This is a genomic window from Actinomyces sp. 565 (assembly GCF_010365615.1).
Taxonomy (GTDB): Bacteria; Actinomycetota; Actinomycetes; order Actinomycetales; family Actinomycetaceae; genus Actinomyces.
In genome coordinates this window covers 1-20343 of the sequence record NZ_PIZD01000069.1, presented here as the reverse complement: position 1 = coordinate 20343, position 20343 = coordinate 1, and the positions used below count along the sequence as shown (strand labels likewise).

The following is a 20343-nucleotide window of genomic DNA, read 5'->3' as shown; positions in this document are numbered from 1 at the left end:
ATGAATTGACTTATATTTTGTGGGCCTGACGTGACGTGTGCGACGATTGGGCTGGTGGCGCCGCCGGCGCTGGCCGCTGTGCGCCAAGCGCGCACGCACAATGACACGGAACGACACGGAGCGTGAGCGTGAGCACCAGGCCCGACGACGATCCAATCGACAAGCCCGACGACGAGTCCGCTGCCGCAGACTCCTCCGAGACGGAGAGCCGAGACGACCGCGTGCGCGGCGGTTTCTTCCAGGCGGACGACGCAGACGCCAGACCTGGGCATGCACAGGACGAGCCCGGTGACGGTGGGCGAGCAGGCGCGAGCGCGGATGAGGTAGACGCGCAGGATGACGAGCCGGAGGACTCCGGTCCCTTCGCCGCATCGGCATTCGACCCGTCTGCGCTTTTCGGCCTGGGCGCCTCCTCGCGCGCGGGCGGGGGAGCATACGCGGCGCGGCGGCAACGGCGACCCGGTGGCGGGGCCGGCTCCAACCACCCGCCGACCCAGCGCAGCGGTGGGGACGCTCGTGGGCGACCGGGCCCGCTGGCCCTGACCATCGGCATCCTGGCCCTGCTGGCCACCATCATCGCCTTCTTGTCGCGCACCTGGACGGAGGTGCTGTGGTTCGACCAGCTGGGCTTCTCCCGCGTCATCTGGACTCAGTGGATTGCGGCGGGAGGCATGTTCCTGATCGGTTTCCTGATCATGTTCGCCGCAGTATTCGTGGCGATCCGGCTGGCCTACCGCGCCCGCGAGATCGGCATGCCCCAGGACGAGGCGACGCGCAACCTCGCGGCATATCGTTCCGCGGTCGAGCCCATCCAGCGGCAGCTGACTTGGATTGTGCCGGCGGGGCTGGCCCTGGTCAGTTCCGCCTGGGATGTGGCGCCGCGTTGGCGGGAGGTGCTGCTGGCGGCTAATGCGCAGTCCTTCGGGACGACGGACCCGCAGTTCGGGCTGGACGTCTCTTTCTACGTGTTTGTGCTGCCGGTGCTGGAGCTGCTGGTGTCCTACCTCACGCGCGTGGTCGTGTTCGCGGGCATATGCAGTGTCGTCGTCCACTACCTGTACGGCGGGATCTCCGTGGCGCGCGAACCGCACTTCACCCGGGCGGCCCGGGTACACCTGACGGTCTTCCTGGCCCTGTTCGCCCTGCTGCGAGGGGGCTCCTACTGGCTGGGGCGGTACGCCTCCCTGTATGCATCGAACAGCAGGTTCGACGGCGCCGGCTACACCGATGTCAATGCCTCCCTGCCCGCCAGTGCGATCCTGGCTGCAATCAGCGTGGTGGTGGCGGCACTGTTCCTGTTCTCCATACGGTCGAGCTCCTGGCGGCTGCCCATCACCGGTGTTGCGGTGATGATTGTGTCTGCACTGCTAATCGGCACCGCCTACCCGGCGGTGATTCAGAACTTCGTGGTCAATCCCAACGCCCAGCGGGAGGAGGCGCCTTATATTGATCGCAACATCAAGGCCACGCTGACCGCTTACGGCCTGGACGATGTTGAGATCACCGACTACGACGCCAAGACGACGGCGGAGGCGGGGCAGCTGCTGGAGGATGCCGAGTCCACGACGTCGATCCGCCTGCTGGACCCGAACCTGGTCTCCCCGACCTTCCGCCAGCTGCAGCAGAACAAGCAGTACTACTCCTTCGCCTCCTCGCTGAACGTAGACCGGTACAACATCGACGGTGCGAGCCGGGACACGGTTATCGCCGTGCGCGAGCTCAACTTCGACGGCCTTGATGCAGGGCAGCGCACCTGGATCAACGAGCACACCGTGTACACGCACGGCTACGGCGTGGTGACGGCCTACGGAAACACCGTCGCCTCCGGCGGCTACCCCTCATTCTGGGAGGGCGGCATCCCTTCGGTTGGTGACCTGGGGGAGTACGAGCCGCGCATCTACTTCGGCCAGGCCTCGCCGTCGTACTCCATTGTGGGCGGTGACGACGGCGGCAGCCCGCGCGAGCTCGACTACCCCGATGACTCCGCACCCTCCGGGCAGGTCAACACCACCTTCTCCGGGGACGGCGGGCCGGACGTGTCCAACCCCTGGAACCGGCTGCTGTACGCGGTGAGGTTCCAGGAGATGAACATCCTGTTCTCCCAGGAGGTCCGCAGCGGATCGCAGATCCTGTACAACCGCAACCCCGCGGACCGAGTGGCGCAGGTGGCGCCGTGGCTGACCCTGGACGGCAGCCCCTACCCGGCGGTGGTGGACGATGATGGTGACGACTCCACTCCCAAGCGGGTCGTTTGGATCCTTGACGGCTACACCACCACCAACAACTACCCCTATTCCCAGCACGAGTCGCTGGAGGACACCATGAGTGACGCGACCTCCGGCTCCGCGCTCCTGGGTGCACCGGAGGAGTCCAACTACGTGCGCAACTCGGTCAAGGCCGTAGTAGACGCCTATGACGGCTCCGTGACCCTGTACGAGTGGGATGAGGATGACCCGATCCTGGCCGCTTGGAAGGCGGTCTTCCCGGGGTCGGTCACCCCGATGAGCGAGATGAGTGCAGACCTGATGGCGCACATGCGCTACCCGGAGGACCTGTTCAAGGTTCAGCGCACCGTGCTGGCCAACTACCACGTCACCGACCCCGAGGACTTCTACTCCGGCGGTGACTTCTGGAAGGTGCCCGATGACCCGACCAAGTCGGGTGACGAGGCACAGGCCCCCTACTACCTGACGTTGAAGATGCCGGACCAGGATGAGGCGACGTTCTCCCTGTCCAGCGTCTACATCATTGGTGGTAACACCGATCGCAACGTGCTCACAGGTTTCCTCGCCGTCGACTCGGAGACGGCCGGCGGCGAGAACGGCGGCCGCAACCCCGATTACGGCAAGTTGAGGCTGCTGGAGCTGCCACGCTCGTCGAATGTGTCTGGTCCCGGCCAGGTGCAGAACAACTTCAACTCCAACGCCACCGTCTCTCAGGTGCTGAACCTGCTCTCGCAGCAGGGCTCTGAGGTGATCCGCGGCAACCTGCTGACTCTGCCGGTGGGCGGCGGATTGCTGTACGTGCAGCCCGTCTACGTGCAGGCATCCTCCGGGACGCAGTACCCGCTGCTGCGGGAGGTGCTGGTCTCCTTCGGTGACAAGGTCGGCTTCGCTGACACGCTCTCGGAGGCCCTGGACCAGGTGTTCGGCGGCGACTCGGGCGCTACTACGGGGGAGGAGGCCGTCGACGGCGACGCCGCGGCGGCTAACGACACCTCGGCGGAGGCTGAGGAGGGCACCGATCAGGCCGTGCCCACTGTCGAGGCCACACCACCGGCCACGACAGACGCTACGCCGGAGGCCACGCCGCAGCCGAGCGCAGCTGCTACCCCGGGGGCGACCACGGGGTCCGGCGACCCGGCTGCCGATCTGGAGACCGCGCTTTCCGACGCGCAGACGGCTATGGAGGACGCGGGCAAGGCGATGCAGGACGGAGACTGGTCCGCCTACGGCGAGGCCCAGGACCGCCTGACTGACGCCCTGAACCGGGCGGTGGCTGCCCAGCAGCAGCTCGACTCCCAGGGATGAGCCGCCGGGCCTGAACAGCGTGAGTGGCGCATGCGTCGTGGTGAGCAAGGGCACGTCACCCGGGTTTGCCGTCCCGCGGGCGGCGGACTAGAGTAATGACCACGACGCGGGGTGGAGCAGTTCGGTAGCTCGCCGGGCTCATAACCCGGAGGTCGCAGGTTCGAATCCTGCCCCCGCTACCACTCAGGAGGCCCCGGCACCAGCAGGTGCCGGGGCCTCCTGGTCTTCTAGCAACGGAGTTGACTGGGGTGCCGACAGGCCCCGGTTTGCTGCGCGACCTGATATTCCTAATCGGTAGTAAAGGAAAAGCTTGCGGTGTTTGGGACAATCGTTGGTGCGATCATCGGCTTCATCGGCACGGTATGGAACACTCGCACACCGCGTGAGCGGCGTGTTGCCGAGGCTATGAAGCAGCTCGAAGAGGTTGAGAATCTAAAGTTTCCCTCGGAAGAGTCCATAAAGCTCCAAAAAGATGCTGTAGAGAAGATCCGTACTGAAGCGCGCCGTCACATCGTTGATGACGGAGAATTTGCGGCGGTATTGTTACTCGTGACGACGGCGGTGATTTGGATTTTTGTGCAGTGTCTCTCGCTCTCTCGGCTGGTTGACGATAAGTATTCGGCGTTTGTTGACCTTGCGGTGAATCTTACGTCCGGTGCGTTGTTGGGTATCGTTATCGTAGGCGGTGTTATCGTCGTGGCTGCGATTGTTAGGTGTCTCCGGAAGAGGCTCATTGATTGGTGGCGCAGTCGCGACACATCTGATAAACCAGGTGGCGATAACGAGAGCTGATTCGGTTGGCGCTTGGGAGTACTGAGTGTGACACGTATTGTAGGTCGCATGGCGATTCCGGAGTGCCTCATGTCAAGGTGCCCGCGAAAACTTGTTGGTGCCTCATTTGGGATTGCCCGCGAAACTGGGAGGGTCTAGGAGGCTTTCTTGATGCGGATGCCCTTGTGGACGTCGGGTAGGACGCTGGGGAACTGGGCTAGGTAGAGCTGGTCGGTCTTGTCCTTGGCCAGAGCTATGAGCACGTCCTGGAGTTCGCTGATGCGGCGGGTGATGGCGGCAGGGTTTAGCTGGTTGCGGTAGGCGATCAGCTCCTGCCTTGTGCTTGTCGGTGAGCACGTCGGTGTCCAGCAGCCGGCCGGGCGGGGTACGGGGAGCGTCGTACAGGCGCTTGCGCTTGCCCTCCTTGTCGGTCCCCCATCCGATGGGCTTCTTGGTAGGGGTCAGGTAGTTGGCCTGCGCGTCCACCAGCACCCACAACCGGCTTGAGAACCTCCCGCTCGGCGTCGGTGTCATAGCGGTAGTAGAAGGCGTGGCGGCGTACCAGGTGGTTGTTCTTGGACTCGGGTGGTGGCCTGGTCGTTCTTCGTGTACGGCCGGCCTCGGGCGGGAGTAGATGTCCAGGTCCGCCGCCCACCCGGCCACCCCGTGGCTGGGTGAACTCGCTGCCGCCTGCGAAGTCCATGCCCGTGATAGGGAAGGGGATATCGTCCACAGCCTGGTCCAGGACTGCCCTGATGTGCTTCTCGGCGTTGTTACGCATGGATCGGGTGAAGGCCCCGGCCGGTGAGCATGTCGGTCATGTTCAGGGTCCGGGCGAACTCGCCCTTGAGCACCGGGCCACAGTGGGCAACGGTAACGGGCCTCGAAGAACCCAGGGGACTGCACGGGCCTCGCCCGCCGGCCTTGCGGATCCTGACGGGTGTTGCGCAGCAGCGGGCCGGCCTTCGTGGTGCTCTTGCCGCGCAGTTGGTCCTTGGCCCTGGCCGGTGCGAGATAGCGGTCGATGGCCTGTCGCGCTCATCGACACCCGGCTCACGCCGCACGTCCTGGCTATAGCGGTCAGTGCCTTCCGCGAGCTCGCCCGCGCCCCTCCAGCAGGTCCAGCAGCAGCGGCATTGATACTCATCGGTATTTGCCGCAACTCCCCCGCCGCTGGCCGCCCACACGCGCTGTAAGACCTTCAACGCGTCGTAGGAGTACTTGCGCGCCCTGGTCCTGGGCTCGGGCCTGCCAGCTCCTGGAGGGCGCTTGGCCACCGCCCGCAGGCGCCGCCTGGCGTTATCCCGGCTCCAACCGGTCACCGCGCACATCTCGTCCAGCACCCCTCCCCTTGTCCTTCTTGGACGCCTTGGCATACGCCCCTGCGTACTACCCCTGGTGATCTCCGCCCTGGCCTGCATTGACAACCCACTCCCCATGCCCACCACGATCCGCGACTCTCGCGGGCAGTACCTGGATGAGGCACCGAACCACTTTCGCGGGCACCTAAGATGAGTCTCGTCGGATTCTTGACAGTGCGGTAGGTTGTGTGTCATGATAGACGTCCCCTACTCCCCATCCAATTCCCTGGCTTCCGCAGCCGGGCCCGGCCCTCAACCCGCCACCGATGCGGACTCAGCCGGTTCCCGCATTGAGAACGCCGGCCTGGACGTGATCGCCGAGTCCGAGCGCAAGGGCCGCCCCCGCGACCTGTTCATGCCCTGGTTCGCCGCCAATATCTCGGTGCTCGGACTGTCCTGGGGCGCCTGGGTGCTCGGCTTCGGCCTGTCCTTCGCCCAAGCCGTAGTCGCCGGCGTAGTCGGCGTAGTCGTCTCCTTCCTGCTTTGCGGCTTCATCGCCGTGCTCGGCAAGCGCGGCAGCGCCCCCACCCTGGCCCTGTCACGCGCCGCCTTCGGCTACCACGGCAACCGGCTGTCCGCCGCCATCTCCTGGATCCTCACCGTCGGTTGGGAAACAGTGCTGTGCGTGTCCGCGTCCCTCGCCTCCGCCACGGTGCTGCAGGCCCTGGGCTGGCACAACGAGCTCGGCGCCCAGATCGTCGGCTTCCTGCTGACCGTGGGACTCGCGGCCAGCGCCGGCATCCTCGGCTTCGACACCATCATGCGGGTGCAGACATGGATCACCTGGGCCACGGGCATACTCACCATGGTCTACCTGCTACTGGTCTCCCCGCAGATCGACTTCTCCGCGCTGGCGGCGCTACCCGCCGGCTCGGCGGCCGCCTTCATCGGTGCCCTGGTCATGGTCGCCACCGGATTCGGCCTGGGCTGGGTCAACGCCGCCGCGGACTACTCCCGCTACCTGCCGCGCAGCGCCTCCACCGGCGGCGTGATCGCGTGGACCACCATCGGCTCCTCCCTGCCAGTCGTCGTCCTCGTCGTCGCCGGCATCATGCTGGTCGGCTCCGACCCCGAGCTCGGCACCGCCATTGACGCCGACCCCATCGGCGCCCTCACCACCATCCTGCCCACCTGGTTCCTGGTCCCCTTCGCCGTCGTGGCGATCCTGGGGCTCGCCGGCGGAATCATCATGGACCTGTACTCCTCGGGGCTGTCCCTCCTGGCCACCGGCGTGCCCGTGAAGCGGCACCAGGCGACCGCCATCGATGCGACCATCATGACGGTGGGCACCATCGCCGTGATCTTCGGGGCGGAGGACTTCCTCGGGCCCTTCCAGGGATTCCTGACCACCCTGGGCGTGGTGATCGCCGCCTGGGCGGGTGTCATGCTTGCCGAGGTGCGCCTGCGCCGCCGCGACTACGACGAGGCCGCCCTGTTCACCCCCGACGGCGTCTACGGCTCGGTCAACCTGGAGGCTATCGCGCTGGTCGTCCTCGGCTCCGGGGTCGGCTGGGGCCTGGTGGTCAACTCCGCCGCCTCCTGGCTGAGCTGGCAGGGCTACCTGCTTGGGCCCCTGGGTGGCCGCGACGGCGCCTGGGCCGGTGCGAACCTGGGCGTTCTTGTGGCACTGCTGATCGGCCTGCTCGGGCACCTGCTCCTCGGCAGGCGCCGCGTGCAAGCCCAGGAGCAGGCGGGGGAGCAGGCATGAGTACCGTCGGCCCCCTCCCGCAGTCCCCCCTAGGGCCCGACGGCGTTCCCGCCGAGTTGCTTGCCGCCCTCACCGAGTCCGGGGGCGGCATCGGCCCGGGCCCCGCCCTGGAGGCCGCCCACCAGATCGCCCGGCGTACCGGATCCGCCCACCACGACGTGCTGGTCGTACTCGGCTCGGGCGCCGACGGCGCCCTGGACGGCTGGGGTGCGCCGGCGGCATCACTGCCGCTTTCCGATCTGCCCGGGATCACCGCCCCCGTCGCACCCGGGCATGTCGATCGGCTCGACTCCTATGAGCTGCCACTTCCACTGACTCCGGTCTATGCGGACGGACCCGCCCCGGCGCCCGCGACCTCGTCCGGGAGCAGACGCGTCCTAGTGGCCCACGGACGCACCCACCTGTATGAGGGACGTGGGCCCGGTGCCGTCGTCGCCCTGGCGCGGGCTGCGGCCGCCACGGGCGTGCGCGCCGCCGTCCTGATCAACGCCAACGGCTGCCTGCGGGACTGGGAGATCGGAGACGTCATGACGATCACCGATCACCTCAACCTGTCCGGCGCCTCGCCCTTCGACGGCACCGTGTTCGTCGACCAGCGTGAGCTGTGGGATCCGCAGCTGACTGCCACCGTGCGCGCACACACCCAGCGCGCCGGCGTGTACGCCATGGTGCGTGGACCGGAGTACCAGACCCAGGCCGAATCCCGCATGCTGGCAGCCCTCGGAGCCGATTGCGTGGGCATGTCCACCATTCTGGAGGCCATCGCCCTGCGTCAGCTGGGCGTGCGCGTGGTGGGGATGAGCGTCGTATCCGACCTGTCATTCGCTGCGGCACCGACCGACCCGGATGAGGTGGTACGCCTGGTGGCCGCCGCTCATCAAACGCTTGCCGCCGGTGCCGCGGAGGTCTTGAGGGCGCTGTGAGCAGTCGGGCGGGCGCCCTGCCCCGGCACCGCAGGTCCTGACATAGGACGCCCGTCCCCGCCCGCGCGCGTCAGCATCCGGCTAGCCTTGGACCATGGCACCTGAGAACTCCGCCGCGACGACGCGCACCGAATCAGACTCCATGGGCACCGTAGAGGTCGCCTCCGACCGCTACTGGGGGGCCCAGACCGAACGCTCCCTGCACAACTTCGACATCGGCCGCGAGACCTTCGTGCTCACCCGCCCCCTCATCCGGGCCCTGGGCGTGCTCAAGAAGTCCGCCGCCCTGGCCAACGCCGAGCTGGGCGAGCTGCCCCGGGAGATCGCCGATCTGATCGCCCAGGCCGGAGACGAGGTCATCTCCGGTGAGCTCGACTCCCACTTCCCGCTCGTAGTGTTCCAGACCGGCTCGGGAACCCAGTCCAACATGAACGCCAACGAGGTCATCTCCAACCGCGCCATTGAGCTGGTCGGCGGCCAGATGGGCTCCAAGACCCCGGTCCACCCCAATGACCACGTCAACCGGGGCCAGTCCTCCAATGACACCTTCCCCACCGCCATGCACATTGCCGTCGTCTCCGAGCTGGCGGCCATGTACCCGCGCGTGCAGCAGCTGCGAGACACCCTGGACGCCAAGGCCAAGGAGTTCGACGACGTCGTCATGGTCGGCCGCACCCACCTGCAGGACGCCACCCCCATCCGCCTGGGCCAGGTCATCTCCGGCTGGGTCGCCCAGATCGACTTCGCGCTGGACGGTATCCGCTACGCCGACTCCCGCGCCCGTGAACTCGCCATCGGCGGTACCGCCGTCGGCACCGGCCTGAACGCCCACCCGAAGTTCGGGGAACTGACCGCCAAGAAGATCAGCGAGGAGACCGGCATCGAGTTCAAGCAGGCCGACAACCTCTTCGCCGCGCTCGGCGCCCACGACGCGCTCGTACTGGTCTCCGGCGCGCTGCGGGTGCTGGCCGACGCCCTGATGAAGATCGCCAACGACGTGCGCTGGTACGCCTCCGGCCCTCGCAACGGCATCGGCGAACTGATCATCCCCGAGAACGAGCCCGGCTCCTCCATCATGCCCGGCAAGGTCAACCCCACCCAGTGCGAGGCCATGACCATGGTCGCCACCAAGGTCTTCGGCAACGACGCTACCGTCGGCTTCGCCGGCAGCCAGGGCAACTTCCAGCTCAACGTGTTCAAGCCCGTCATGGCCTGGTGCGTGCTGGAGTCCATCCAACTGCTGGGTGACACCTGCGTGTCCTTCGATGAGAACTGCGCCTACGGCATCGAGCCCAACCGCGAGAAGATCCAGGCCAACCTGGAATCCAACCTTATGCAGGTCACCGCGCTCAACCGCCACATCGGCTACGACAAGGCCTCCAAGATCGCCAAGAACGCCCACAAGAAGGGGCTGTCCCTGCGCGAGTCCGCCCTCGAGCTGGGCTTCGTCACCGAGGCCGAGTTCGACGCTTGGGTGGTCCCGGCCGACATGACCCACCCGTCCGCCGCGGACGAGTGAGCTAGGCGGCCAGTCCTTCCTGAACGCATTTTGCATCACGGGCATCGTCCCCCGGCGGAACCTGACGTGCCGCCGGGGGACGATGTCGCATTCCCGTGGCCTGGGCGGGCGGCATGGGCCCGCTTCGGGAGGACGCAGCATGAGCGGTGTATTGGCTCCGCGGCGGCTAACCATGGCAGGCTTCGGCCATGACGCGCGCGAGTATCGTGGGCCTGGTTGTGGAGGCGCTGCTGATAGCGCTCGGCCTGGTGGCCATCGTCGGGGGCGACACCGAGCCGGCGGCGTACTGTTCGGCAGCCTGGGTGCTCTTGGCCCTGATCTACGTTGCCACCCTGCTGTGGGCTGCCTGGCGCCGTCGGGTGCTGCCAGACGACCGTGAGATTCGGGAGCCCGCACTCAGGCTGCATCGTCGGCTGGTTGCGCTTCTGGGCTCCGCGCCGGTCGTTGCGGCGCTTATGGGCCTGATCAATGCGCTGGCGGGAGCGAACATCCCCCAGGAGCTGGTCGACCAGCTGTCCGGCGTGTACGGCGCCGCGCAGACGGCATCCCTGATCAGAGTGATTCAGGCAGTCGCCATCGTGATGACAATCCTGATGGCGGTGCTCGGCTGGGCTCTGCTGCACCTGGGGTACGCACGCCATTACGAGCGCCTGGACCATCTGTACGGGCCGTCCCTCAGGTTCCCCGGCACGACGGACCCGGACCTGACCGACTACGTGTACTTCTCCCTGACCGTGGGCACCACCTTCGCCACCTCTGATGTCATGGTGGTTTCTCGGCGCCTGCGCTGGACGGTGCTCGTGCACTCCGTCCTCGCCTTCTTCTACAACGCGATCGTCTTGGCAATCGCATTCCGATTGATTACCAGCTGACCCCGGACCGTCGCCGGGCGGGACAGTCCAGGGGCAGGCCGGTGTGCGCCGCACTCAGGCCCAGGGCATCCCGACCAGCTTGCCGGTGTACGCCCCGGACGCCATGTCCCGCTGCGCCTGAACCACGTCCTCCAACGGGTAGGTGTGCACCGGCAGGAAGTCCAGGGCGCCCGTCTCAATCCGGTCCAGCACCCGCTGCAGCTCCGACTCCGGCAGGTCGGAGGCCTGGCCGGAGTAGGTGGTCAGCCGCACCCCGTTCGGGATCCAGTCCAGCGGGTAGAAGTCCTTGATGGTCCACGAGTCCGACAGCATCCCGGTGAAGCACACGGTGCCGTGCACGGCGGTCGCCAGCAGCGAGTCGCGCAGCGTCGGCACACCCACCAGCTCCAGCACCGCGTCCACCCCCGCGGGCGCGTACCGGCGCACCTGCTCGGCCACGGCGCCGTCGTCGCGCAGTGCCGTCACGCCCCGGGAGGCGAGCAGCTCCAGTCCGGCCTCCCGGCGGGAAGTGGCGTAGACCGTGCAGCCCATGTCAAGCGCCAGCGCCGCTGTGGCCAGACCCAGCGCCGACGTGCCGCCGCGCACCAGCAGGCTCTGGCCGGGCTGCAGACTCAGCCCGGTGGTCAGGGAGCCGTAGGCGGTCTGCAGCGTCTCGGGCACCGAGCCGATCACCTCCCACGGCAGGCCGGAGTGAAAGGTGATGACCTGCTCGCGCGGCACCACCACGTACTGGGCGTAACCACCGTCGAAGGCGCGCCCCATGCCGCCCATCATGGTGACCGCCTGAGTTCCGGGAGCCAGCCGTCCCTCGGGATCCAGGTCCACGACGCCGGATGCCTCGATCCCCAGCACGCGCGGATAGCTCATGCCGCCGGCCTGCCCGGTCACCGAGTGGTACTCGCTGCGGTTCAGGCCGAAGGCCATGACCTTCAGTCGGACCCAGCCGGGGCGCGGCTGCGGGACGGGCACGTCCATCACGTGCAGATTCTCAATACCGGGGGCGGCCAGCACGGCGGCGCGCATGCTTGCGGGCGTAGTGGGGAGGGTACTCATCAGGTGGGACTCCTATGCGTTTGGGGAATCGAGAGCGGATGGAGCAGTGGATGGCGTGGGCACGTCGGCCTGCCCAGAGGCGGCGGAGGCCGCAGCAACGCCGAGCGTCCGCCGCAGCCAGTCGACCTCCGCGCGGCGCGACGCCGCCGCGATCCGGGTCATGCCGCGCCGGTACGGGTCGGTCTCGGCGGCCGCGCGGCGGGGGTCGCCGTCGTCGTAGAAGAAGGCCGGCGCCGGTGCGGCCAGAACCTCCAGGCGACGGCGCAGCACGGCCTCACGCTCCGCGCTGTCGGGCAGGCGGGACAGGAAGGCGAGGACTACCAGGAACCGTGGCATGGATGACAGGTCCGCCTCGCTCGGGTGCCGCAGCAACTCATGCAGGCGCTCACGACCCGCAGCGGTGATTTCAATCCGCTTGCGAGGACGGCCGCGGGCCCCGGGCTCGTTGGTGCGGATGAGCAGGCCCGCCTTCTCCAGCCGCGCCAGGGCGGGGTAGAGGGCCCCCTCTGACAGGCGTCCCCCCGGCCCGTCCAGCTCAATAATCCGCCGCCGCAGCTCGTAGCCGTGTAGCGGGTGCTCATCAAGGAACCCTAGGATCTTGAGCTCAAGCACGGCCAATACACTACATCGAATCGACATATCCGCAAAGCGTTGTTACGGTAGGGCGACGTCGCCGCTCGGCGGAGGAGAGGAGACAGTCGTATGGGACTGGGAACCGGGACTCGGATCACCGGTGCGTCCGCGCCTGCCACCGCAGGTTCCAGGCCGGCCATGACAGGGGCCAGCACCATCGAGTTCTCCGATGTCACCAAGCGTTACCCGGCACCCGCGGGCAGTGAGCCCGCTGGCCGACGGGCCGCCGTCGACTCCTTCTCCGCCGTCCTGCCCGCCGGCTCCATAACCGTCCTGCTCGGCTCCTCGGGCTGTGGTAAGACCACGCTGCTGCGCATGGTCAATCGCATGGTAGAGCCGACCGAAGGCCGGATTCTGCTCGACGGTGAGGACGTCCAGGACGGCAGCCCGGTGGCCCTGCGCCGGTCCATCGGCTACGTCATGCAGAACGCGGGGCTGCTGCCACACAGGCGGGTGCTGGACAACATCACCCTGGTGCCGCGCCTGAACGGCACCGGCAAGTCCTCGGCCCGGGCGCGCGCCCTGGAGCTTATGGGCATGCTGGGGCTGGCGGAGGACCTGGCTGACCGCTACCCGGGCCAGCTCTCGGGTGGGCAGGCCCAGCGCGTCGGCGTGGCCCGCGCGCTCGCAGCCGACCCCGGCGTGCTTCTGATGGATGAGCCCTTCGGTGCGGTGGACCCCCTCGTGCGCCGCGACCTGCAGCGGGAGTTACTGCGCATTCAGGGTGAGCTCGCCAAGACCATCATCTTCGTCACCCACGACGTTGACGAGGCCCTGATGCTCGGCGACGAGATCATCCTCCTGCGCGAGGGCGCTCAGATCGCGCAGCGCGGCACCGGTGCGCAGCTGCTCTGCGATCCGGCCGACGACTTCGTCGCCCGCTTCCTCGGTCTCGACGACGCCGAGCGCGCCCTGCGCCTGGCCGACGTCGCCGGCAGCCGGGTGGTCCTGGACCGGGCCGGCCGGGCGATAGGGCGGATCGACGCGGACGCGGGAGCGCGCCCGTGACCTGGTTCCTGAACAATCTCCCGGCGATCGGCTCCTACCTGATCGCACACGTGAGTCAGGCGGTGCCCGCGATCGTGGCGACCCTGGTGCTCGCCATTCCGATCGCCCGCCTGACCCAGCGGCTCGGGCCGCTGCGCGGCATCCTCGTCTCGGGCGCCTCCCTGCTGTACGCCATCCCCTCCCTGGCACTGTTCGTGATCCTGCCGGTCGTGCTCGGCACCGGCATCCGCGACACTGTCAACGTTATCGTCGCACTGACCCTCTACGGCCTGGCCCTGCTGGTACCCACCACCGTGGACGCGCTTGACGCCGTCGACCAGCGCGTGCTCGACGCCGCCACCGCCATGGGCGTGGGGGCGCTGCGCCGCTTCGCCACCGTGGAGCTGCCCCTGGCGGGCCCGGCAATCCTTGCCGGCCTGCGCGTCGTCACCGTCTCCACGGTCTCGCTGACCACGGTCGGGGCGGTGCTGGGCGTGCGCAGCCTGGGCTGGCTGTTCACCGACGGCTTTCAGCGCGGCATCACCGTGGAGATCCTCACCGGGATCGCCGCCACCGCCCTGCTCGCGGTCGCACTCGACGCCCTGGTGGTGCTGGGCGGGTGGGTGCTGCTGCCGTGGACGCGCCGCGCCCGCACGCGTGAGGGGGCTCCGGCGTGAACTACCTCGGTGAGGCGATCGCCTACATTTTCGCCGCCGCCAACTGGTCCGGTTCGCTCGGCATCGGGCGGCTGCTGGCGCAGCACATCGGCTACTCGGTGCTCGGGGTGGCCGTCGCCGCCGCCATCGGGGTGCCGTTGGGCTGGTGGATCGGACACACCGGGCGGGGGCGGGGCGCGGCCATCGCACTGGCCGGCGCCGTGCGGGCCCTGCCCACCCTCGGCCTGATCACCCTGTTCGGGCTCGCCCTCGGCGTGGGACTGACAGCGCCCATGCTCGCCTTCATCGTCCTGGCGCTGCCCAGCGTGCTGGCCGGTGCCTACACCGGCATTGAGTCCGCGGATCCCGTCGCCGTCGACGGCGCCCGCGCCAGCGGCATGACCGAGGTCCAGATACTCAGCCGTGTGGAGATCCCGCTGGGCGCTCCGCTGCTTGTGGGCGGCCTACGCTCGGCCACCCTGCAGGTGATCGCGACGGCGACGCTCGCTGCCTACACCGGCGCCGGCGGGCTTGGGCGGCTGATGTTCCTCGGCCTCAAGACCCAGGACTACGGCATGATGCTCGCCGCCTCGCTCATGGTCATCGCCCTGGCTCTGCTATCCGAACTCCTCTTCATTCTCCTCCAGCGCGCCGTCACCCCGGTCGGTGCACGCAACCGAAAGGAATCCCCATGAGTCCCAATGCTGATAAGCGCACGGTGCTCACGCGTCGCAGCGCCTTGGCCGGCGGTGGCCTGCTGGCCGTGGTCGCCACGCTAGCCGCCTGCTCCAACTCCGACCCGCTGTCCTCCAACACGGTCGCGGGCGGCTCCGGGACCATCGTGGTGGGCAGCCAGCAGTACTACTCCAATGAGATCATTGCCGAGCTGTATGCCCAGGCGCTCGAGCAGGCCGGCTTCACCGTCGACCGCCAGTATCAGATCGGGCAGCGCGAGGTTTACATCCCCGAGCTTGAGTCGGGGGCGATCAGCGTGCTGCCAGAGTATGGCGGCAATCTGCTGCAGTACTACGACTCCGAGACCGACACCACGGACTCTGACTCCGTCCACGCCGCCCTGTCGGACGTGCTCCCGGACTCGTTGATGGTGCTCGACTATGCCGAGGCCACCGACCAGGACTCCTACACGGTGACCAGCGACCTCGCCGAGGAGTACGGTCTGGTCTCCATCGGCGACCTGGCCAAGCTCGACGGCACCGTCATGGTGGCGGCGAACTCCGAGTTCAAGACTCGTCCCTATGGCCCGACGGGAATCAAGGCCGTCTACGGGGTGGATGCGGACGTCTACCCCGTGGAGGACTCCGGCGGGTCGCTTACCGTAGGCGCGCTCACGGATGGAACGGTGCAGGCGGCCGACATCTACACCTCCTCGCCCGCCATCGACGCCAACGACCTGGTGGTCCTGGAGGACCCGGAGGCACTGATCCTGCCGCAGAACGTGACCCCGCTGGTCGCCGCCGACCTCGATGAGGGCGCCGTCACCGCGATCAACGCCGTCTCCGCGCTGCTGACCACCGAGGCGCTGCGCGCGCTCAACGCCCGCTCGGTGGACGAGCAGCTCGACTCAGCCACGATCGCCACCGACTGGCTCACCGAGCAGGGCATCCTGTAGGCCTGCTCGCCGCGAAATTGGCTTGAGCCACCAGGCCCGTACGGTAACGAGCCGAGTTGGTCACTTAGCGCTCCTGTTGACGGGCCCGGTGGAAGCGCGCTCGATCAGCCGGGGGATCAACACCTGCTCGGTGGGCAGGTAGCGCTCTGCGGCCCTCCCGGCCGCCCGGTCCAGGGCCAGTTGTGACATGAGCGCGGGATTCTGGTCGATGGTGGTCAGCGGCACCAGGCCGGAGTCGAAGCGCCTGGCATTGTCGAAGCCGATCACACTGACCCGGTCCGGGACTCCCACCCCCGCGGAGAGCAGCCCCTGGATGACCCCGGAGGCCACCCGATCATTGAAGGCCGACACCGCTGTAGGCGGATCACTGGAGGCGAGCATTTGCGCGGCTGCGCGTATGCCGTGCTCCTGCTCCAGCCCGCCAGCGATGATCTCCGCCTCGGCGGAAAGCCCATGGGCAGCCATCGCCGCGAGGTATCCGGCACGGCGCTCCGGGCTCGACGGAGCGCTTGCGCCGTCAACATGCACAATGCGGCGGTGCCCGAGCTGCACTAGGTGATCGACGGCCGCGGCAACCCCACCCCGGTCATCAACCCTGACCACGTCCACACCTGGGCACGCAAGCGGGCGGGCAACCGCGACGACGGGCACCTCCGCAGCAAGCATGCGCAACTGCGCAGCACCCAGTGACGGGCCGACCATGACCAGCGCCTCGCAGCGGTCCCGCAGCAGCGTCTCGGCTGCCCGGCGGTCGTTCACGGACCCCACTACGGCGGAGAGCACGAGCTCGTACCGGCCTGCCTCGGCCGCTGCGTACAGCCCGTCAATGATCTCGGCGTGGAAGGGCTGGTGGACGTCGAAGGTCACGCCGATTTGACTCGAGCGGCCCGACCTCAGGGAGCTTGCGCGCCTGTCAGGCCGGTATCCGAGCCGTGAGGCGACCGCCTTGACCCGGCGCCGCGTCTCCTGCGAGGCGCCGGCTGCATCGCGCATCACGATGGACACCAGTGACACCGAGCAGTTGGCCTCGCGCGCCACGTCAGCGAGTGTTACCTGCTTGCGCGACCGCTGCGCCATGGTGGCTCACCCCCGTGATTGTCCGTATCAAGCCTACGCCGAAGCATACGTGACAACAACTGTAATTTCTATAATTATAGCGGCCGGACTCGAGACCTTACGGTTTGGATTCGTTGAAATATCAGTGATTGTCGGGTGTGGTGTTACAGGCTGCGGCGCCTGCCTGGTGGCTCGTCACTAGAACGTGCTAGCGTATTTGTCATCACAAAGACCGCAGAGTCGTGGTCCTTGTGAAGCAATGCCGCGCAGCCCGGAGCGCTTGCGGCACACGACGAAGGAGTCCACCCATGACCAACAGTCCTACCCCTCCGGTTCGCATCGCCCTCATCGGTGCCGGCCGGATTGGAACGCACCACGCCACCGCAATCGCCCACGACCTGCACACCGCGGAGCTGGTGGCCGTTGTGGATCCCCGGGTCGAGGCCGCTCGCAACCTGGCCGAGCCGCTGGGAGCCCGCGCCGAGGCCGAGGCCACCGTAGTGCTGGCCGACCCTGATATCGACGCCGTGGTTGTCACCACGCCCGCCGCCCTGCACCACGACCTGATCGTCGAGGCCGCCGGGGCCGGCAAGCACGTGTTCACCGAGAAGCCCATCACCACCGAGCTGGATGAGGCCGCCGAGTGCGTTGAAGCGGCCAAACGTGCTGGTGTGGTGCTCCAGGTGGGATTCAACCGCCGCTTCGCACCCGGATTCATTGCGGCGCGTCGCGCCGTGGATGACGGCCGCGTCGGTACCCCGCAGCTACTGCGCTCGCTCACCCGCGACCCCGGCCCATACGGGGGCGATCCCGCTCGCACGCCCCTGTGGACGATCTTCCTGGAGACGCTCATTCATGACTTCGACACGCTGCGCTGGCTCAACCCCGGCGCCGAGGTAGACCAGGTGACCGCGCACGCGGATGCGCTCATCCGGCCGGACGCGCGCAGCAACGGCTTCCTGGACACCTCCGTGGTCAACCTGCACTTTGACAACGGTGCCTTCGCAACCGCCGAGGCCAGCTTCTCCGCCAGCTACGGCTATGACGTGCGCGGCGAGGTGTTCGGCGACGGCGGCATGGCCACGGCCGGCAGCGGGCGCACCACCGACATGGAGTTCTACGGTCCCGCCGGAGTCTCCTACGACACCTCCCGCGCGGACACCGACCTGCTGCACTCGGCCTATGTGGGGGAGTTCACGGCCTTCGTGGAGGCGATCCGCGGCGGCAGCCCCGCCATTCCCACCGGTGAGGACGGCGTCAAGGCCCTGGAGATCGCCCGCGCGGCCATCCTTTCCGTGCAGCAGTCCCGCACCGTTCGCATTGAGGAGGTAACCCGATGAGCCCCGTGACCGTAGCCAATGACAATGCCTTCACCCTCGCGGCCTGCGCGGAGATAATCTTCACCGACCGGCCTTTCCTCGAGCGGGTCGACGCGATCGCCGCCCGGGGCCTGAAGGTGGAGATGTGGGACTGGACCAACAAGGATCTTGACGCGCTGGCGGCACGGCGGGCCGACGGCGTCGAGATCGTCTCCATGACCGGATACGTAGAGGGCGACCTGACCACGGACGACGGCATTTCCCGGCTGCTCACCACTGCTGAGCGGTCCCTCGCCGCCGCCGAGAAGATCGACTGCCCCCGGCTGAACGTGCACGGTACGGGCCTGGGGGAGGGCGGCATCCCAGTGGTCGCCAACGAGCACCCCACTCCCGGCGACTGGCTGCGCGCGGCCGACACCCTGCGCCGTCTGGCCGCGCTGGGGGAGCGGGAGGGAAGGATCTTCACCCTGGAGAACCTGAACCTCCCAGTGGATCACCCCGGTTGCCCCTTCGCCCTGGCCAAGGACACGCGCGCGCTGGTGGCGGCTGTCGACTCCCCGCACCTGCGGATGAACCTCGACCTCTATCACGCGCAGATCGGCGAGGGGAATCTGATCGAGCTATGCCGGGAATCCCAGCCCTGGATCGGCGAGATCCAGGTGGCGGATGTGCCCGGGCGCGCCCAGCCCGGCACCGGTGAGATCAACTACCGTGCTGTCGCCCTGGCCCTGGCGGAAATGGGATACCGCGGCACGGTGGCGATGGAGGCATTCGCCTCCGGCGCCAGTGACGACGCGCTGGATGACTTCATCCGCACCTTCACAGTCGAGGAGACTCGCTGATGACCACCGCCAGCGTCTCCGCTGAAAAGCGCAACATCGACCGGCGGCTGTTCACCATCCGCTCGATCGCCACGCTCGGCGGGCTCCTCTTCGGCTACGACACGGGCGTGATCTCCGGCGCGCTGCCGTTCCTGAAGCTGTCCCCCGCCGAGGGCGGGATGTCACTGACCGCCTTCAACGAGTCGATCGTCACCAGCTCGCTGACCGTGGGAGCGGCATTCGGGGCGCTAATCGGCGGACGCCTGTCCGACCGCTACGGGCGCAAGCGCAACATCATGACAGTGGCGATCATCTTCCTGGTCGGTGCTGTCGGCTGCGCGCTGGCGCCGTCTTATCCCGCCCTCGTGGCATTCCGGTTCATCCTGGGCCTGGCCGTTGGCGGCGCCTCCGCCACCGTCCCCGTCTACCTGTCCGAGATCTCACCCGTCGAGATCCGCGGCACGATGGTCTCTCGCAACGAGTTGATGATCGTCACCGGACAGCTGCTGGCGTACACCTTCAACGCGATCATCGCCACGGCCTGGCCCGGGGCTCACGCCTGGCGGTGGATGCTCGTGCTCGCCTCACTGCCTGCGATCGGGCTATGGATCGGTATCCACCTGCTGCCCGAATCGCCGCGCTGGCTGGCCCGTAAAGGACGTGTCGCCGAGATGTGGGACGTGCTCAACCATGTCCGGATGGCCGACCAGGTTCAGGGCGAGGGCGAGGACATCGTGCGCCGCGTGGAGGAGGAGGCCCGTATGGGCAAGGGCTCCTGGGCGGATCTGCGCACTCCCTGGATTCGCAAGATCACCCTGATCGGTATCGGCCTGGCATTCCTGTCACAGCTCACCGGCGTCAACGGCATCATGTACTACGCCCCCACCATCCTGATCTCCACCGGTCTGGGGGCGCAGGCATCGATCGTGGCGACCATCGCCAACGGCGTGGTGTCGGTGATCTCGGTGTACATCGGCATCGCCTTCTTCCTCAAGCGGCTACCGCGCCGCCGGATGATCCTGACCGGTCAGTCCGGGTGCGTGGCCTCCTTGATCGCTCTGGGCCTGGTGTTCCTGCTGCCAGAGTCGACCGCCCGCAGCTACCTGGTGCTGCTGTTCATGCTGTCCTTCCTGTTCTTCATGCAGTGCTTCATCGGGGTGACCTTCTGGCTGATGCTCTCGGAGATCTTCCCGATGCGGGTGCGCGGCCTGGCCAACGGCGTGGCGGTGTTCTGCAACTGGATGGGCAACGTGATTGTCGCCTTCGCCTTCCCCAACCTCATTGAGGCCATCCAGGGCAATGTGTTCTTCGTGTTCGCCTTGGTGAACCTGGGCAGCCTGGCCTTCTACGCCAAGTTCCTGCCGGAGACCAAGGGGCACTCCCTGGAGGCGCTGGAGCGGATCTTCCAGGAGCGCTACTCCTGAGGGAGCCCTAGCGAGCGCACGGCAGAAAGTACGTCGGCGTCATGATCCGTGGGGCGCGCACCGTCTACCGGTGCGCGCCC

The 20343-nt window shown here is 67.6% G+C and carries 16 protein-coding genes and 1 tRNA gene; 14 read left to right on the top strand and 3 right to left on the bottom strand.

What is annotated here, in order from left to right; translation table 11 throughout:
- Nucleotides 1–128 precede the first annotated feature (128 nt).
- The 7 genes from GZ997_RS11475 to GZ997_RS11440 all read left to right on the top strand — a co-directional run bounded on the left by GZ997_RS11475 (nucleotide 129) and on the right by GZ997_RS11440 (nucleotide 10684).
- Nucleotides 129–3530 (top strand): UPF0182 family protein, encoded by a 3402-nt coding sequence (locus tag GZ997_RS11475; RefSeq protein ID WP_162679979.1) that lies wholly within the window; start codon nucleotides 129–131, stop codon nucleotides 3528–3530.
- Between the two features lie 105 nt (nucleotides 3531–3635).
- Nucleotides 3636–3712 (top strand) — tRNA-Met (locus GZ997_RS11470).
- Nucleotides 3713–3845: 133 nt separating this feature from the next.
- The gene (locus tag GZ997_RS11465) at nucleotides 3846–4322 is read left to right on the top strand and encodes a hypothetical protein (RefSeq protein ID WP_162679978.1); all 477 of its coding nucleotides are present in this window, start codon (nucleotides 3846–3848) and stop codon (nucleotides 4320–4322) included.
- Nucleotides 4323–5855: 1533 nt separating this feature from the next.
- On the top strand, nucleotides 5856–7370 hold the full coding sequence (locus GZ997_RS11455) for a cytosine permease (RefSeq protein ID WP_162679977.1): 1515 nt from the start codon (nucleotides 5856–5858) through the stop codon (nucleotides 7368–7370).
- The gene (locus GZ997_RS11450) at nucleotides 7367–8293 is read left to right on the top strand and encodes a purine-nucleoside phosphorylase (protein ID WP_162679976.1); all 927 of its coding nucleotides are present in this window, start codon (nucleotides 7367–7369) and stop codon (nucleotides 8291–8293) included. The genes GZ997_RS11455 and GZ997_RS11450 overlap by 4 nt, the downstream gene beginning before the upstream one ends.
- A gap of 94 nt (nucleotides 8294–8387) precedes the next feature.
- Nucleotides 8388–9812, top strand: a complete 1425-nt coding sequence (gene fumC, locus GZ997_RS11445; RefSeq protein WP_162679975.1) for a class II fumarate hydratase — start codon at nucleotides 8388–8390, stop codon at nucleotides 9810–9812.
- 188 nt (nucleotides 9813–10000) lie between these two features.
- Entirely contained in the window at nucleotides 10001–10684 is a 684-nt protein-coding gene (locus GZ997_RS11440; RefSeq protein ID WP_203234231.1) for a DUF1345 domain-containing protein, read from the top strand.
- Between the two features lie 54 nt (nucleotides 10685–10738).
- Here GZ997_RS11440 and GZ997_RS11435 read toward each other — a convergent pair whose 3' ends face one another.
- A complete protein-coding gene (locus GZ997_RS11435; protein ID WP_162679974.1) occupies nucleotides 10739–11737 on the bottom strand; it encodes a zinc-binding dehydrogenase in 999 nt (332 codons plus the stop codon).
- Between the two features lie 12 nt (nucleotides 11738–11749).
- On the bottom strand, nucleotides 11750–12349 hold the full coding sequence (locus GZ997_RS11430; RefSeq protein ID WP_162679973.1) for a PadR family transcriptional regulator: 600 nt from the start codon (nucleotides 12347–12349) through the stop codon (nucleotides 11750–11752).
- 159 nt (nucleotides 12350–12508) lie between these two features.
- Here GZ997_RS11430 and GZ997_RS11425 point away from each other — a divergent pair, with 159 nt between their 5' ends.
- From GZ997_RS11425 to GZ997_RS11410, 4 genes are read left to right on the top strand one after another with little or no spacing between them, the layout of a single operon-like run.
- Nucleotides 12509–13378, top strand: coding sequence for an ATP-binding cassette domain-containing protein (locus GZ997_RS11425; protein ID WP_161923883.1), 870 nt, complete (start codon nucleotides 12509–12511; stop codon nucleotides 13376–13378).
- Complete coding sequence (locus GZ997_RS11420; protein ID WP_162679972.1) at nucleotides 13375–14034, top strand: ABC transporter permease subunit; 660 nt, start codon at nucleotides 13375–13377, stop codon at nucleotides 14032–14034. The genes GZ997_RS11425 and GZ997_RS11420 overlap by 4 nt, the downstream gene beginning before the upstream one ends.
- Nucleotides 14031–14708, top strand: coding sequence for an ABC transporter permease (locus tag GZ997_RS11415; protein WP_162679971.1), 678 nt, complete (start codon nucleotides 14031–14033; stop codon nucleotides 14706–14708). The genes GZ997_RS11420 and GZ997_RS11415 overlap by 4 nt, the downstream gene beginning before the upstream one ends.
- On the top strand, nucleotides 14705–15643 hold the full coding sequence (locus GZ997_RS11410) for an ABC transporter substrate-binding protein (protein ID WP_162679970.1): 939 nt from the start codon (nucleotides 14705–14707) through the stop codon (nucleotides 15641–15643). Before GZ997_RS11415 ends, GZ997_RS11410 begins: the two co-directional genes overlap by 4 nt.
- A 60-nt stretch (nucleotides 15644–15703) precedes the next feature.
- Here the strand turns inward: GZ997_RS11410 and GZ997_RS11405 are convergent, their stop codons facing one another.
- Nucleotides 15704–16720, bottom strand: coding sequence for a LacI family DNA-binding transcriptional regulator (locus tag GZ997_RS11405; RefSeq protein WP_161923887.1), 1017 nt, complete (start codon nucleotides 16718–16720; stop codon nucleotides 15704–15706).
- A 287-nt stretch (nucleotides 16721–17007) separates the two neighbouring features.
- Between GZ997_RS11405 and GZ997_RS11400 the strand changes: the two genes are divergently transcribed.
- The 3 genes from GZ997_RS11400 to GZ997_RS11390 are packed head-to-tail and all read left to right on the top strand — an operon-like array spanning nucleotide 17008 to nucleotide 20263.
- Nucleotides 17008–18039: a Gfo/Idh/MocA family oxidoreductase gene (locus GZ997_RS11400; RefSeq protein WP_162679969.1), complete on the top strand. Its 1032-nt coding sequence runs from the start codon at nucleotides 17008–17010 to the stop codon at nucleotides 18037–18039.
- Nucleotides 18036–18860, top strand: a complete 825-nt coding sequence (locus tag GZ997_RS11395; RefSeq protein ID WP_162679968.1) for a TIM barrel protein — start codon at nucleotides 18036–18038, stop codon at nucleotides 18858–18860. Before GZ997_RS11400 ends, GZ997_RS11395 begins: the two co-directional genes overlap by 4 nt.
- A complete protein-coding gene (locus GZ997_RS11390; protein ID WP_162679967.1) occupies nucleotides 18860–20263 on the top strand; it encodes a sugar porter family MFS transporter in 1404 nt (467 codons plus the stop codon). The genes GZ997_RS11395 and GZ997_RS11390 overlap by 1 nt, the downstream gene beginning before the upstream one ends.
- The last annotated feature ends 80 nt before the right edge of the window (nucleotides 20264–20343 follow it).

What these genes read in the sequence shown, in the direction of transcription:
- GZ997_RS11455 (WP_162679977.1), top strand. Translation starts at nt 5,856, where the DNA reads ATGATAGACGTCCCCTACTCCCCATCCAATTCCCTGGCTTCCGCAGCC.
- GZ997_RS11450 (WP_162679976.1), top strand. Translation starts at nt 7,367, where the DNA reads ATGAGTACCGTCGGCCCCCTCCCGCAGTCCCCCCTAGGGCCCGACGGC.
- fumC (WP_162679975.1), top strand. Translation starts at nt 8,388, where the DNA reads ATGGCACCTGAGAACTCCGCCGCGACGACGCGCACCGAATCAGACTCC.
- GZ997_RS11440 (WP_203234231.1), top strand. Translation starts at nt 10,001, where the DNA reads ATGACGCGCGCGAGTATCGTGGGCCTGGTTGTGGAGGCGCTGCTGATA.
- GZ997_RS11435 (WP_162679974.1), bottom strand. Translation starts at nt 11,737, where the DNA reads ATGAGTACCCTCCCCACTACGCCCGCAAGCATGCGCGCCGCCGTGCTG.
- GZ997_RS11425 (WP_161923883.1), top strand. Translation starts at nt 12,509, where the DNA reads ATGACAGGGGCCAGCACCATCGAGTTCTCCGATGTCACCAAGCGTTAC.
- GZ997_RS11410 (WP_162679970.1), top strand. Translation starts at nt 14,705, where the DNA reads ATGAGTCCCAATGCTGATAAGCGCACGGTGCTCACGCGTCGCAGCGCC.
- GZ997_RS11405 (WP_161923887.1), bottom strand. Translation starts at nt 16,720, where the DNA reads ATGGCGCAGCGGTCGCGCAAGCAGGTAACACTCGCTGACGTGGCGCGC.
- GZ997_RS11400 (WP_162679969.1), top strand. Translation starts at nt 17,008, where the DNA reads ATGACCAACAGTCCTACCCCTCCGGTTCGCATCGCCCTCATCGGTGCC.
- GZ997_RS11395 (WP_162679968.1), top strand. Translation starts at nt 18,036, where the DNA reads ATGAGCCCCGTGACCGTAGCCAATGACAATGCCTTCACCCTCGCGGCC.
- GZ997_RS11390 (WP_162679967.1), top strand. Translation starts at nt 18,860, where the DNA reads ATGACCACCGCCAGCGTCTCCGCTGAAAAGCGCAACATCGACCGGCGG.